Here is a 14430-nt window from a genome sequence, read left to right as displayed (position 1 = left end):
GCAGGCGGGGAGTCCAACGGGACGCGTCACTGCCGATGATTCCCACAAGGTTGCGACACGCCTCAAATCGCAGCGATTTCGGGGAATCGACGGACTTGTCCGGTTGAAAGAGGCGAAAGCGGAGAGGAGAGCGCCGACGCGCTCGGAGAAGAAAGGAGCGTGAATCATGGCGTGGACCATGAGCCAGGACGTCAAGTTCATGAAATGGGAGAGCCTGTTCGCGGACATCGCGATGGTCGGCACGATGAACCAGCAGGCGAGCCTGATGGAGGAAGCGAACCAGCGCCTCGCCATGGAGCAGGAGGCGAACGCCCGCATGAGGGCCGCCATGACCCAGGACCAGAACGACCAGCGCTGGTGGCGGTTCAGCATGTGGCGTGAACAGACCCCTTCCGGCCGGGCGTACAACGCGTGGGAGAATCAGGCCACGTGGCTCATGCGCGAGATGGATCAGGGCGCGTGGAATGTCACCGCGGCGTTGGAGACGGATCTGAACAACATCGCCTATGCCAAGGCGCAGACGGATCCCCGGTGGAAGTGGGCCGTGAGCCCGGGCGTTGCAAAGGCGTTGCCGAAGAGGATGGAGATCATGTATTGGGGTGCGATCATCGCGCTCATCGTGGTGGGACTGCCGACGTTCGTGTTCACCGTCGGGGGTGAACTGTTCTTCTCCGCATTGGGATTGCTGTTGTGCGCGGGGCTGGGAACGTGGGCGTTCGTGCTCAACCTCAAGATCGAGAATTGGCGGAAGACGCATATCGATCCGACGCGGTTGGACGCGTATCTCGGCCAGATTCGAGCCGAATACGACGCCATCGTGCGCCGTTCGGCACCGTCGCCGCTCATGGCGTGGGGAGGTGCCGACGCGGTGGACCTGTACGGGACGATCCTGAACATGATGAACGAGGCGCCCTTCACGCTGCCGCAGGCGTACAGGCTGCCGCCGCTGCCTCAGCACGTGTCGCACCTGACAGCGTCGTCGATCCCACAGCTCATGCCGAACGTGCGCGCCGCATTGTCCGCGGCATGAACGGCCACGCGGCGTGACGATGCCCGATAGTGCGCAACACGCCGTGTATTGAAATATTTTCGTGGATTCCGGGCGCTTGTCCGGTTGAGGTTGTTGTCGGGTTCGAGAGAACCGATCCACGAGGTTCCGCCTCCGGACGGAATCGCAGAACGCCGACCGGCCCGTTTCCGCCCATGGGGTTGACGGAAACGGGTCGAAGGAGAACAACCCCGAGGGTAAGGAGAGGACTCATGAACGCCATGAGCAAGGCCGCGCTGGCGACCATCATCACCGCAGGAACGATTGTCGCGCCGCAGGCCGCGATGGCTGACGAGACGACCTTCACCACCGACGACCAGCTGGCCTCCGCCACTCAGGCCGTGAGCGAAGCGCAGCAGGCGGTGTCCGACGCGCAGCAGATCGCCGGCGTGCCGGAGGCGCAGCAGAAGGCCGATCAGGCCGCCGCCGCGCTCGATCAGGCGCAGACCGCGTTGAACAACGCGCAGACCGCCCAGCAGGGCACCTCGCAGCAGCTGCAGCAGGCGCAGCAGAACAACGACGCCGCGCAGCAGCAGCTCGCGGACGCGAACACCGCCCAGCAGCAGGCCCAGTCCAACTACGACAAGTCGTCCGACCAAGCCGCCCAGCAGCAGGCGCAGCAGGCCGTCAATCAGGCGCAGCAGGCAGTGACCGACGCGGCCGGCAAGCTCGACGAGGCGAACAACGCGGTCAAGGACGCGCAGAAGGACGCGGACGCGGCCACCAAGGCGCAGGCCGACGCGCAGACGAAGCAGGATCAGGCGCAGAAGGAACGCGACGACGCCCAGAAGGACGTGGACGCCAAGCAACAGGCCATCGACATGCCCGAATCCGTCAAGCAGGCGCTGGAGGCCGCGAAGAAGGCTCAGGCCGAGGCCGAGGCCAAGCAGCAGGCCGCCGCGAAGGATGAGACGCAGGCGAAGCAGGATGCCTCAGACAAGAAGAGTGCCTCCGACCAGGCATCGAAGTCCGCTTCCGACGCGAAGGCCGACGCCGACGCGAAGAAGACCGCCGCCGACAACGCGGACTCCCAGTGGAAGAAGGGCGCACTCGGCTTCTACGAGGCGAACAACCTCAACGATGCGGCCGAGACGATGAAGGACTTCGCTGCGAAAAGCTGGTTCAAGCTCGGTGATGAGGAATCGTCCACATCCCTGGACAACATGGCCCGTGCCGTGGCGGCGATGAAGGAGGTCAACGAGATCCGCAAGAGCCTCGGACTCAATGAGCTCGACGTGGACTCGTTCAACTTGGCGCTGGTGCAGGGGGCGGTCGACTACAACTACAGCGTCGCCAAAGAACCGACGCACATCTACATGCCGCTGATGAACGGATCCCAGAACCTCGCATTCGGCCTGCAAGACCCGGTGGACGGCTGGTACTACTACGAGAAGCAGATCTGGGATTCCGGCAACCATGACCCGGATCTGACCGGCCACTATCAGAACATCATCGATCCTTTGGCCAAGGCGTTCGGAGGTGCGACCGTGGGCGATGGCAACTGGCAGACGGACGGACAGAACTACATCTTCGCCAAGGGCGACATGACCCTCGCCGAATACGAGACGAAGCTCACCTCCTACATCGATGGCCTCAAGAACGCGAAGGGCATCTACCAGACCGCGCTCGACAAGGCCAACAAGGCCGCCGAAACCGCGAAGGCCGCGTCCGACGCGCTCGCCAAGGCGAACGAGAAGGCCGCCGCCGCGACCTCCGCCCGCGAAGCCGCCGACAAGGCCCTCCGGGAGGCGAATGACAAGCTCGCCGCCGCCCAGAAGGCATACGACGAGGCCAGCGGCTCCCAGGCCGACAAGGTCGAGGCGCTGAACAAGGCGAAGGAGACGCTCGCCCAGAAGGAGACCGCGCTCAAGGACGCCAAGCAGGCCACCTCCGACGCGACCGCCGCCGCCGACAAGGCGAACAAGGCGCTGGACGCCGCCAAGGCGAAGGCCGAGGAGGCGCAGAAGGACCTCGATGCCGCCAACGGCAAGCTCGCCGACGCGACCGAAGCGCAGAATGCGCTCGATCCGGCCGTCGCCCAGCAGAAGCTCGATGAGGCGAACGCCGCGCTCGCCGCCGCCCAGCAGAACGCCGACGATGCTGCCGCCAAGCTCGCCATCGCCAAGCAGGCCGATGACGCGGCCAAGCAGGCCGTCGCCGATGCTCAGGGCAAGGTCGATCAGGCCAAGGCCGACAAGAAGGACGCCGACAAGGCGCTCTCCGACGCGAAGGACGTGGCCGCGAAGCTGGAGCAGGCCCAGAAGGACAAGGAACAGGCCGCCAAGGACGCCGCGGCCAAGGAGGAGGCCGCCAAGAAGGCCGCCAAGGATGCGGCGGACGCGGCGCTGAAGAAGGACTCGAAGAAGTCCGCCTCCGACGCCAAGCCGGCCGCGGCTTCGGACAACGGGCTCGCCTCCACCGGTTCGGACGCCATGCTGCCCGTCACCGTGATGGCGATCGCCGCCATCGCCGGCGCCGGCTGCGTGTTCGTCAAGACGCGCGCCTCCCGCGGCAAGTCCTCGCTCGGCGAGTGACCTGTCCCGCCGCCGCATCCGCCATGTTGTACCGCGGATGCGGCGGCATCCTGGAGTATCGTAAGACGCAACAACGTCGTTCGGAAACGGGACAGCGAGTGATGTCCGACAGATTCGAGGAGAAGGGGAATCCGATGGGGAATCCACGATTGGGCGGGATGTTGGACCGCGTGTTTGCGCGGCCGAAGACGGAAGCGACGGGCGTGGAACACGTGTACGTGATCACGCCGGCGCGTCTGCGCTCCCACATGGAACGCGAGACGCTGCGCTATCTGCGCGACCACGCCGCAGCCGTGCAACATGCGGGCGCGGTCGTGGACGTGCATTCGTTCACCAGTTTCGTGCGTTCCGTGATCGGCAACCGCGATGAGGCGGCGTCTATGCGCCCCACATTGTCGCCGTTCGTGCTGCGCGCGTTCCTCGCCCGCGAGATGTCCCGCGATCAGTCGGTGTTCCGCAAGGCGGGCAGGACGTTCGGCTCGGTGAACCAGTTCGCCTCCCAGATCGAGGAGCTGCGCAAGGCGGGCGTCACGTCAGCGGATCTCGAACGGCTCGCCGCCGAGGAACGTGACCGGGCCGCGCGCGCGACGACGGTCGCGACGGCATCGCAGGATATGGCGGAATCCGGTCGTTTCAACGCGTTGCGCACGCTGCTGTCGCTCGTCGAGCAACGGTTCGGCGAGCGGTACGCATTGCCCGGCGAGATAGCGCCGGTGGTGGAGCCGTGGCTGCGCCTGCACGGCGTGGACAGCCGGTTCCTGCTGATCGGGTTCGAATGGTTCGCCCCGTCCGAGGCGTTGGCGCTGCAGGCGATGCTCCGGTATTCGCAGGTGGACGTCGATGACGTCACCGCATCCGGCGCAGCATGGCATGGACTGTCCGAAGCCATCGGCGGCAAGGATTCCGACGGGTACGGTCCGTTGGAACCGGTGATGCCGCCGACCGTTCCCCCGCATGTGCTCGCCGTCGACGATCCGGCGGAGGAGGTGCGTTTCGCCGCCGACGACATCGCCCGACATGTACGGGAATCGGCGGGATCGCTCTCATACGGCGACATACTCGTCACCGCGCGAGACCTCGACCCTTATCGTGCGTTGCTGGACACGGAATTCACGTATCGCGGCGTGCCGGTGAACGCGACGCCCGCCGCGATGATGGTCGACGATCCGGTCGCCGACGTCGTGCTCGGCCTGCTGGATCCCGCGTTCACGGACCGCGATCATCGCGATCCGACCGCGGTGATGCGCGTGCTGCGTACCGGACTGCTGCGCGGCCTGCGCATCCCGGACTCGAACGCGGCTGAGGGTTCCGCGAAGACCAAGGCATTGGGCCCCTCCGTGCTGGATCGTGTGGAGAACATGCTCGCCGAATCCGATCCGAAACGCATCTGGGATAGGAATCGTGCCAAGGCGAACGTCGCGAAGGCGAAGAAAGCCGGGTATGACGCCGATGTATGGAACGCTTTGATCGCCATCGACGGGTTCATCGACGCGGCGAAGGGCGTGGTTGAACCGAAGTCCGGCGCGACCGTGCGCGCATACCTGACCGGACTGGTCTCGCTGCTCGCGGACTACCAGGTCAACAAGGGCCTGCGCGACCTCAACGCGGACCATGCCGATCGTGACGGGCGTGCGCTGCTCCGCTCGCGTCGCACATGGGACACGATCATGGCCGCATTCGACGAACTGGTCGGACAGTTCGGCGACGAACCATTCGACGGATTCGCTTCCACGTTCCGTGAGAATCTCGCCTCGCTGCTGGCCATGGAGCCTTCCGGCGCACGGCCGAAGGCGTTGAACGCGGTGGACGTGGCCACCTACCCCACGCCGATGCGCCCCTACCGGCTCGTCTACGTGCTGGGCGCGAGCGAGACGCAACTGCCCGCCGTGCCGCATGAGACCGGACTGTTGGACGACAGCGAACGCGAGACGCTCGCCGACGATCTGGAATCCCACGGCAGGCACGTGGAGGCGTGGTCGCTGCGCGCCGCCACCGTGGACGCCAAAGCACGCCGCGAACCGACGTCGTTCAACCTCGTCACCGGAAACGCCACGGAACAGGTGACCGTCACCTGGCCGCGGACGATGGACGGCGCGGCGCAACAGCCGAGCGCCTACGCGGCGGCGATCCTCGGCACATCCGTCGAAGAACTGGCGGACGGCAAGGCCGGAACCGCCGCGGACGCGGACGACTGGGCGCACGACATCGACGACGCACTCATCGACGTGCCCTCGGCCGACGGGCAGCCGCCGTTGGACCGCGAACTCGCCACGCTGCTGTTCACGAACCATGAGCGGCCCGACGACCCGACGTCGCCGCTCGTATTCGATGCGTCCGTCTCCGCCATCGAACAGTACTATGCGAACCCGTACGACTACTTCCTCCAGCGCGGACTGAGAATCAAGCCGATCCGCCCCTACGAGCTCGACTCCATGCTGGAAGGCAGCTACTACCATGCGGTGCTCGAACACGCGCTTGACCGATGGATGCGCCGCCACCCCGGCGAACAGCCCGAACTGGAGGAGATGCAGGAGTACATCCGCGACTACGCGCGACTCGACAGGTCCGATGCCACGAGTGGCGAACCGGACGACGACTGGACCGTGCTCGACGACGACGCGCGCATGAGCGTGCTCGACTCCAGCAACCGCATGCGCGCCGTACGCCGACAGCTCGAAGACCGGCTGCTCAACATGGCCGTGCACATGGACATACGGCGTAGGGCGTGGGGTGAGAAACATGGGTTGAAATACGGTACGGAGTCGGGGTCCAAGAAGGCCCCGTATATTTCGAAACGGTTCATCCCGATGCACGCCGAACGACAGTTCGGCGACATCCACGGCAAGCCCGGCCATTGGGCGGCGCTGTCCGAGCATACGCTTCACGGCCTTGTGGACGGGCGGGAGATCCTGCTGCCGTTGCACGTCAATGGCAAGATCGACCGCATCGACCGGATCGTAGCCCCGGATGATGCGGAGAAGGTGCCGGAGAGTCTGTTGATCCTGGACTACAAGTCCTCGGTCAAGCCTTTGTTCGGAGGAACGCCCACGAAGGCTAAGCCGGATGCCAATCGCGGTTCGACCGTATATGCCGGACGAGAGCTCCAGCTCTTCACCTACGCGCGTGTGGCGCTGCAACAGACAGGATTGCCGGTCGCCGGACTGTACTTTCTGCCCATCAAGCTGAAGAACAACGACATGGACGAGATCGAGGTCGATAAACGTTGGAAGCAGGTTCACGGCAGATTGCAGTACGGTCTCGCCTCGCTTGACGATGGCGGACAGGCCACCGCATGGGGCATGAATCTCACCGCCGGTGGCACCAGCATCGTCCCTTGGAAGGTATCGAGCGGATGGCCGTTGGACTCGCAGAACGACTTCGACGCCATCAGCGCATTCGTGCAGCATCGGATTCACGAGGCATGCGATGCCGTCATGGCCGGGGACGTGAAGGTCGCCCCCTATCGGAAGACGGACGACGATGACAGGGACGGCACGACGTTCAGCGACTATGCCGACGTGTTCGCCCTGGACCTCATCAACGGCGAGGCGTTCCACAAGGAACGCCAGGTCAGCAGGACGGAACTCATCAATGCGGGCAAGGCATTGCTCGCTGGAGTCGCAGACGCTTCGGAAGACAAGGTGGCGAAGGCATGAAGGAGCTGAACGACATGAGCCCCAACACGTATGTGATCAACGCGTCCGCCGGCACCGGCAAGACCACGCGCCTGCTGCAGGACGTGCTGGCCGACCTGCTGGAACGCAACATGGACTCCGGGCGCAGCGCCTTCGAACGGTCCATCCGCTCGTCGCTCGTCATCACGTTCACCGAGGCCGCGGCGGCGGAGATGCGCAGACGGTTGGAGACGAACCTCAGATTCACCATCGACTATGCGCGGGAGAACGCGCATCGCGTCGGCGGATCGCTCGCCAAAACCGACGACGGCTATGTGATCGGCGGTGACGACGGCAGGCTCGCGAAACTGATTCTCGCCGACTGCGACAAGGCGCAAAACGTGTTCACGCAGGCGTTGGACGACCTGCCGGCCGCACAGATCAGCACCATCGACGCGCTGTCGAAGCGCATCGTCGACCGTAACGCCGAACTGCTGCCCGATGTGGAGCCCGGGCAGCAGATCCTCTCCGACGAAGCCATGCGCCACGATTTGCAGCGCCAGGTGATGGATACGCTGTTCGAGCGGTGGTATGGCGAGAAGAGCGAGGGCAACCCGTATCATGACGATTTCCTCGCCCTGCTGGAACAGTTCGGCGGCCCCTATGGCGATGCCGGTCTGCGTGACATGATGTTCCGGCTGTACGACACGGCGCTCACCAAGCCGAACCGGCTGGATTGGCTCAAGGGGCTTTCGAATCGCTTCGACATCGAGATCCGCTCGGATGAGCCGGTATACGGTTCGGACATCGTCCCCAAGCGGTACATCGATGAAGCCATCGAGGAATTCACCACGGCCTACGATGAGCTGCATGAGGCGGTCGCCGCGGTGATCGCCGACTGCGAGGCGCAATACCCGGATGCCGACCCGTGGCGGGACAGCGAACAGCTGCGTCTCTTCGCCCATCTGGAAGGACTTCCGGAACGCATGCGGTCGGAAACCTGGAACTTCCTGTTCGACTTGTTCCGCGATGAGGAAGGTGACTTGTATCGTGCATGCGTGAGCGATGTGAACTGGAACAGGAACGTCTTCGAAGCGTCATACGGCAAGAATCTCATCAAGGGAAACGATGACCGCAACACGCGTGTCACCAGTGCCATCAGCGCCATCCGGAAGCCGTTGCAGAGGTTGTTGTCCATCTTCGCTCTTGACGCGGATGACACGAACAAGCTGAACGCGATGCTCAAGCATCGCATCGACACGCTTGTCGCTCTCATCGGAGAACTGGACACGGCATACAAGGATGAGAAGAAGCTCCTTCATCTCGCGGATTTCAGCGACATCGCCGAATGGGCGGTGCAGGTGCTGGAAGACGAGGACGGCAAGCACCCCGAGGCCGTGGAGCGTATCCGCAGCCAGTGGCGGTACATCTACGTGGACGAAAGCCAGGACGACAACGCCCTCCAGAACGCGTTCATCCGGCTCATCAGCGCCAAGGCGGACAAGCTCACCATGGTGGGTGACATCAAGCAGAGCATCTACGGGTTCCGCGACGCATCACCCGAAGCGTTCCTGGAGATCTGCCGGAACGTGTCCGAGACCCACGTCAGCCAGCTGTGGACCAACTACCGTTCCACCCCGGAGATCATCACCTTCGTCAACGCCGTGTTCGACGGGTTGATGACCAATGCGATGGGCAAGGCCGACTACCGTGCGGAACGATTGTGCATGAGGGAGGATGCGCGGCCCGGGACGGGGGTCGAGACTCCCACCTTCGATCCGTGCGCCGTCGAACTGCTGCTGCGCGACAGTACGCTCCCGGAAGAAGACGAATCCGATGATGGTTCCGAGAAGAAACGCGACACCGCCATCGAGCTGCAGGTCGACATGATCGTGCGCCGCATCAGGCAGCTGCATGACGACGAGGGATATGCGTATGGCGACATCGCCGTGCTGGCGCGAGGCGCCACCTACTTCGGCGATCTCGCCGAACGCCTGCTGGCTTCCGGCATCCCCGTCGAGGTGAAGGGCGTCGGCGACTTCTACAAGAAGCCGGAGATCGTGGTCGCCTTGAACTGGCTGCGTGTCATCGACAACGCGCATCGCGGCGTCCCCATGGTCGCCGTGCTGCGCACGCTCGGATTCACCGACGACGATCTGGCGCGGTTGCGGCAGCAGAACCGCGGGGGCCTGTACGGGCAGATTTACGTCACGGCGAAGGATACCGACGATACCGCCGGCGCTTCCGACGGCGATGGTCTGCGGGCGTCGGCGCCGGAATGGCTGACCGACGAACTGCGATGCAAGTGCCGCGCGTTCCTGAACCTGTTGGACGATCTGCGTGCGTTCGCGAAGGCGCATCCGGTCGACGAACTCCTCTGGCATCTCTACACTGCCGTCGGACTGTTCGACTACGCCGGCCGTCTTCCGGACGGCAAACAGCGCAAGGCGAACCTCGAATCCCTGGCGGCGAAGGCGCGGACCTACGAATCCACGCAGGCGCAGGGGCTGAGGCCGTTCCTTGATGCCGTAGAAGCCTGGTCCCAAGACAAGAAGGCGGGGGAGGAGGCCTCCACCGTGCCCACCAAGGACGCCGTGCATATCATGACCATCCACAAGGCCAAAGGCCTGCAGTGGAGGGCCGTGATTCTGATGAACGCCGCGGCGGATCTGCTGAGCAACGTCACGAAGGAGAGCATCCCCGTAGTTCCGGAGGTGGGTGCCGACCACGGCATCGCCGGTATGGATTTCCGGTCCACAAAGCGGGAACTGCGGTTGAAAACACCCCAACGGGAGGATGCGCTTGACAGGCTCAAAATCAGAAGCGTCGAGGATGAGCTGCGACTGCTCTACGTGGCGTTGACGCGCCCCAAGGAGAAGCTCATCATCGCCGCGACCGTCGACCCGGTCAAGAAGAAGGAAGGAGACGATTCGCCGGATACGCTCAGCCTCGCGGAACTCGTTTCCGGCATGCTGGTCGTCGGCGACGGCGATCCGGACGGCGAACGCATGGTGCTCGCACCGAAGTCGATGGTCGCCACGCCGGAATACCTGTCTTGGATCATGCGTGGCCTTATCGCCTGGAACCAGAACATCGGTGCGGGAGGTCTCGTCGCCTTGAACGTGCCGGACGAATGGAAATCGATTCCGGTGAACGGATCCCGCACCATCCCCATCCCGCAGAACCCGGCCGATGCCGATCCGCGCACCTCGCGTTCCGGCCTGTGCGTCACCGTGTCCTTCCACGGCGAGGCGGCGGAACCGCCCACGGTGATGACCGCGGACACGCCCGGCTACGCGACCACGCTCAAACGCATGAACGTGCTCGCCGCGCCGCCCATGCTCGACGGCGACGACCTGCCGCGCGTGCCGGCCGCAGTGAACGCGTCCGGCGCACGCTACTGGCTGGCGGACGTCACGCAGGCGGCCGGCGATGGCGACGCAGAGACGGACGATGCGGCAGATGCCGCAGCGGACGGCGTGATCGTGGACGACAAGGACGCGCACGAGTGGCGTCGCAACGATTTCGCCCTGCCGTCGTTCATGGCGGAAGGCTCCGCGGCATACGCGCCGTCGCCGGCGGAGGTCGGCACCGGCGCGCACAACGTGCTCGAACTGTTCGACTGGACCGGTCCGGCCACGGCCGCCGCATGCCGCAAGCGGCTCGGCGAGGCGATCGACCGGCTCGAATCGCGCGGGCTCGTCTCCGCCGCCGTGGCGGACGTGCTGCGCGGCGACGAGATGATGAGGAGCCTGCTCTGGTTCGTCAGCGGCGGCAAGGCGGGAGTGAAGGAGCCATGCGAGCTGGCTGCGACCATCCGCCGGCATGCGGACCGGTTGTACCGGGAGGAGCCGTTCACGATGCTCATCGGCGCCAACGAACTCAAGAGGCCGCAAGGCGGTAAGGGCGCCGGGGCCGAGACCGATACCGCCGATTCGCCCTCGACGTGGGCTGGCGGCGAGGAGGTCGTCGTGCGCGGCATCATCGACGGTTACGTCGTCGACGACGCCACGAAGTCGATCATCCTGTTCGACTACAAGACCGACCGGCTGCAGGGCGACGAGGCGCACCGCGAATCCGTGGGCGTATGGAAGAACCGGCTTGCGGACGAGTATCGCCAGCAGCAGGATCTGTACGCCCGTGCGCTCGAACAGCGGTACCCCGGTTACCGCGTGACCGAGCGTTGGCTCGTCGGCCTCGCCGGCCATCGTCTCATCGATGTGCGTTAGTCCGGTTTCCTCTGGTGTAGCGGTTCGGATGGTCCGGGCCGCTGGGTCGCTCCGGATGGGGCGGGAAGGAAGGCCGTCATGGGACTGCTTCGGCAGATGGTGGGATGTGGGTTGTGCGATACCGAGACCGCTCGCGGCGTGATCGATCATCCGTTGTTCGAGAAGACCGGAACGGTGTTCATGCGGCCGATGGCTCGCAGACCGGATGCCGGTGCCGCCGATGATGACCATGGCGATGACCTCATCGAAGAATACGACTATGACACGGATCCGGGGTGGATGATCGGGTTGAGCCCCCGATTCGGCCTGCGGCACCTGACGTTGAATCAGCGCATGGGGCTGCTCGCCGCCGCCGACGAGAGTCTGTGGCGGGAGGTGCTCGCGGCCGCACGGCAGGTCTACGTGTCGCCGCACATCAGGGGCGGCAGCAAGGGGCTGCAACCAGCAGTACGCCTCCTTGCTGCGTGCGGCGGCGAACATGTTGGATTGCGGCGGGGTCGAAGCGCTGCAGGCGTTTCTGCGTTTGTACGTGAGCGTGATTCGTTCAGGGAACGACGTGCGTCTCGGACCGGACGGATCACGGATGTCCATCGTGCGGTGTGAGGGATAGCGCCGTCGTATCGGAACGTAACTTGTATTGGAGCGGAATGCAGCCGGCTGAGGGCCGCCGGACGGAAAGGACGATCATTTCATGACCCCTGAGAGCATTGTGGGCGCGCTTGTACTCATCATTGTCCCGATTCTCATTCTCGCCATCGGTTTCCTTGGGCTCTGCTTCCTGTTCGGACTGGGCATCGGCCACACCATCCGGCGGCATATGCCCGTACGGTTCCGCAACATGCCGGAGCGGACGGAGCCTGCCGAACCGACGGCGAATGCCGTAGCGAACGTGGCCGCGCGATGCGGCATCCAACCCGACCCGTTGGGGTGGATGGGGTGGGCCACCGTCACACGAGACATGGGCGGCATGCCTGATCCGATCATGCCCAGCATCAAGGCGTCCGCATATGTGGACACGGGATGGCATATGCGCGGTACTCCGGGCGTTGGATTGGAGGGCTCCGGTTTTGATCGGAACGCCGTCAGTGCGGGAGAATACGGCGAACGGATGCTCGCCGGGGCGATTCGCGCCGTCCAGCCTCCCGTCCTCTCATGGTGGAGCCTCTATGGGATGGACCAGTACGGCGATCCCACGGACAAGGACATCGACTGCATTCTCATGGGATTGAAGCCCGATGGCCGGCCCGTCGCGTGGTTCGTCGACGCGAAACGTTACAAGGGAGGTTCGGATACCAGTTACGTGAACGTGGACGCGGGCAATCTGGTTCGTATCAGCCGTTCGCAGCGTGCGTTCATCATCGGCTCGGACGGTGAGCCGTGGATGCGGATGAGCGACAACATGGCCGTCCAACAACGAAACTGGGCGCGTCTGTTGCGCCGGTTCAACGTGGAATCCTATTGGGTGGTGTGTCCCATCCCCGGCCCCAACGGGGCGCCCGATCTGCGATCCGCAGTATGGCCGGGCGGTGTCACCTGCATGGACATGCAATCGCTGCTCGCGCACGTGAACGCGACCTGTGTACCCGGCGGCGAGGCGATGCTTCCGCCGCTGCTCGTCGCCGAGATCGACAGGCGCCTCAAGGGGTGATTGCGGATGGCTTGAGGATTATGCGGCGCTGATTCCGGTAGGTTTGAACGCCTCCGCACGCCACAGCGCGGTGACGGGCAGGGCCCACAGGTCGTCTGGCCAACGCATGACCCTTGAGCCGGTGTAGACGAGATACCCGCGGTGGAACCGGGCATCCTTCGTCAGCTCCGCCAGTCCCTTGAAATCGTTGCGGTCGACCTTCGACGAGGATTTGACTTCGATGCCGACGAGGCGGTTGCGGCGTTCCAGCACCAGATCGACTTCTTTCGGGTGTGAGCCGGGTTCCCGCCAGTAGAAGCAATCGGGGTGGGTCTGCGACCATTGGATTGCGGGAACGATCTGGTTGACGACGAACGATTCGAGAGTCTCCCCATACGCCACGGGGTCGGTGGTCGGGTCTTTTCCTTTGGCGAGCAGCGTCTGCACGCTGAGCGACGTGTCCACAGGATGCAGTTTCGCGCGGGTGAAGGTCTGCCGGTTCGGAGCGGTGCGCAGATTGGGCAGCGCGCGAATCAGGAACCTGCGCATGAAGATGCCGATGTAGCGTTCGACTGTGCGCCGGTCCAATGCCAGGGCGTCTCCTGTCGCGCTCGCATTGAGTATCCCGCCGGGAGTGCAGAGCAGTTTCTCCAGAATGTTCTTCGCGATGGCGACATCCAGCTTCTCGCCGGGAAGAATGGTGTCTCCCAATACGGTGGCGATGTCGTCGGCGATGAGGGATTCGCGTTCCCACTCCGCATATTCCGCGTATTGCGACGAATACTCGGGGAAGCCTCCCGCGGCCATGAGCTCATAGAGCGCGGGGCGCGTGATCGCCTCGTCATAGTCGGTATCGGGTTCCGACTCCCACAGATCGTCGACGAGGCTGCGTTCGATGCCTAGTTTCTCTCGTTCCGTCAGCGGGTTCATGGTGAAGCGTTGCGCCCTGCGGGCGAGCGGGTCCTGGCCGTCCAATCCGCCGCGGTTGATGATCGCGCTGCCGGTGAGCAGGAATTGTATGCCGGTGGCTTCCAGGCTGTCGGCCATCTCCTTGACGGCCAAGGGGAGCCCCTTGATGCGTTGCGCCTCGTCGATGATTACCGGAAGCGTCAACTGGCCAAGCCAGCCGTGCAGGTCGGTGCGGGCGAGTTCGTAGGTGGAATCGTCCGCGAGCGTCACATAGGAGAACCCATGTTCCGTCAGCTCGTGCTTGGCCGTCATCGTTTTGCCGACGGCGCGCGCTCCCTCGAGTATCACCACCTTGCGGCGCGAATGGAGGATGGCATCGGCTATGGGGCGGGGAATGTATGCTGCCATATGGCAATGATTGCACATGCGATGTACAAAAAATAGTACATTGCATGTATAAAAATTAGTG

The 14430-nt window shown here is 64.2% G+C and carries 7 protein-coding genes; 6 read left to right on the top strand and 1 reads right to left on the bottom strand.

The features are described 5' to 3' along the window. The first annotated feature begins 166 nt into the window (after positions 1-166). The 6 genes from Uis4E_RS03875 to Uis4E_RS12165 all read left to right on the top strand — a co-directional run bounded on the left by Uis4E_RS03875 (position 167) and on the right by Uis4E_RS12165 (position 13073). Positions 167-1030, top strand: a complete 864-nt coding sequence (locus tag Uis4E_RS03875; RefSeq protein ID WP_101621945.1) for a hypothetical protein — start codon at positions 167-169, stop codon at positions 1028-1030. 230 nt (positions 1031-1260) lie between these two features. Continuing rightward, complete coding sequence (locus Uis4E_RS03870; RefSeq protein WP_101621944.1) at positions 1261-3582, top strand: CAP domain-containing protein; 2322 nt, start codon at positions 1261-1263, stop codon at positions 3580-3582. A gap of 101 nt (positions 3583-3683) precedes the next feature. Next, the gene (locus tag Uis4E_RS03865; protein WP_165784838.1) at positions 3684-7238 is read left to right on the top strand and encodes a PD-(D/E)XK nuclease family protein; all 3555 of its coding nucleotides are present in this window, start codon (positions 3684-3686) and stop codon (positions 7236-7238) included. Beyond that, complete coding sequence (locus Uis4E_RS03860; RefSeq protein WP_101621942.1) at positions 7235-11425, top strand: UvrD-helicase domain-containing protein; 4191 nt, start codon at positions 7235-7237, stop codon at positions 11423-11425. Before Uis4E_RS03865 ends, Uis4E_RS03860 begins: the two co-directional genes overlap by 4 nt. Positions 11426-11503: 78 nt before the next feature. Continuing rightward, complete coding sequence (locus Uis4E_RS03855; protein WP_101621941.1) at positions 11504-12028, top strand: hypothetical protein; 525 nt, start codon at positions 11504-11506, stop codon at positions 12026-12028. Between the two features lie 88 nt (positions 12029-12116). After that, entirely contained in the window at positions 12117-13073 is a 957-nt protein-coding gene (locus Uis4E_RS12165) for a hypothetical protein (protein ID WP_243394314.1), read from the top strand. An 18-nt stretch (positions 13074-13091) separates the two neighbouring features. Here Uis4E_RS12165 and Uis4E_RS03845 read toward each other — a convergent pair whose 3' ends face one another. Further along, positions 13092-14369 carry an ATP-binding protein gene (locus Uis4E_RS03845; RefSeq protein ID WP_101621940.1) on the bottom strand — a complete coding sequence of 426 codons (1278 nt, stop codon included), beginning with the start codon at positions 14367-14369 and terminating at the stop codon, positions 13092-13094. Between the last annotated feature and the right edge of the window lie 61 nt (positions 14370-14430).

It is taken from the genome of Bifidobacterium parmae, assembly GCF_002860365.1.
GTDB lineage: Bacteria > Actinomycetota > Actinomycetes > Actinomycetales > Bifidobacteriaceae > Bifidobacterium > Bifidobacterium parmae.
The sequence above is the reverse complement of the archived record's forward strand: the minus strand, read 5'-3'. Positions and strand labels throughout refer to the sequence as shown.

Coding starts and splice junctions, on each gene's coding strand:
- Uis4E_RS03875 (WP_101621945.1), top strand. CDS start 167: ATGGCGTGGACCATGAGCCAGGACGTCAAGTTCATGAAATGGGAGAGC.
- Uis4E_RS03860 (WP_101621942.1), top strand. CDS start 7,235: ATGAAGGAGCTGAACGACATGAGCCCCAACACGTATGTGATCAACGCG.
- Uis4E_RS03855 (WP_101621941.1), top strand. CDS start 11,504: ATGGGACTGCTTCGGCAGATGGTGGGATGTGGGTTGTGCGATACCGAG.
- Uis4E_RS12165 (WP_243394314.1), top strand. CDS start 12,117: ATGACCCCTGAGAGCATTGTGGGCGCGCTTGTACTCATCATTGTCCCG.
- Uis4E_RS03845 (WP_101621940.1), bottom strand. CDS start 14,369: ATGGCAGCATACATTCCCCGCCCCATAGCCGATGCCATCCTCCATTCG.
- Uis4E_RS03865 (WP_165784838.1), top strand. CDS start 3,684: ATGTCCGACAGATTCGAGGAGAAGGGGAATCCGATGGGGAATCCACGA.
- Uis4E_RS03870 (WP_101621944.1), top strand. CDS start 1,261: ATGAACGCCATGAGCAAGGCCGCGCTGGCGACCATCATCACCGCAGGA.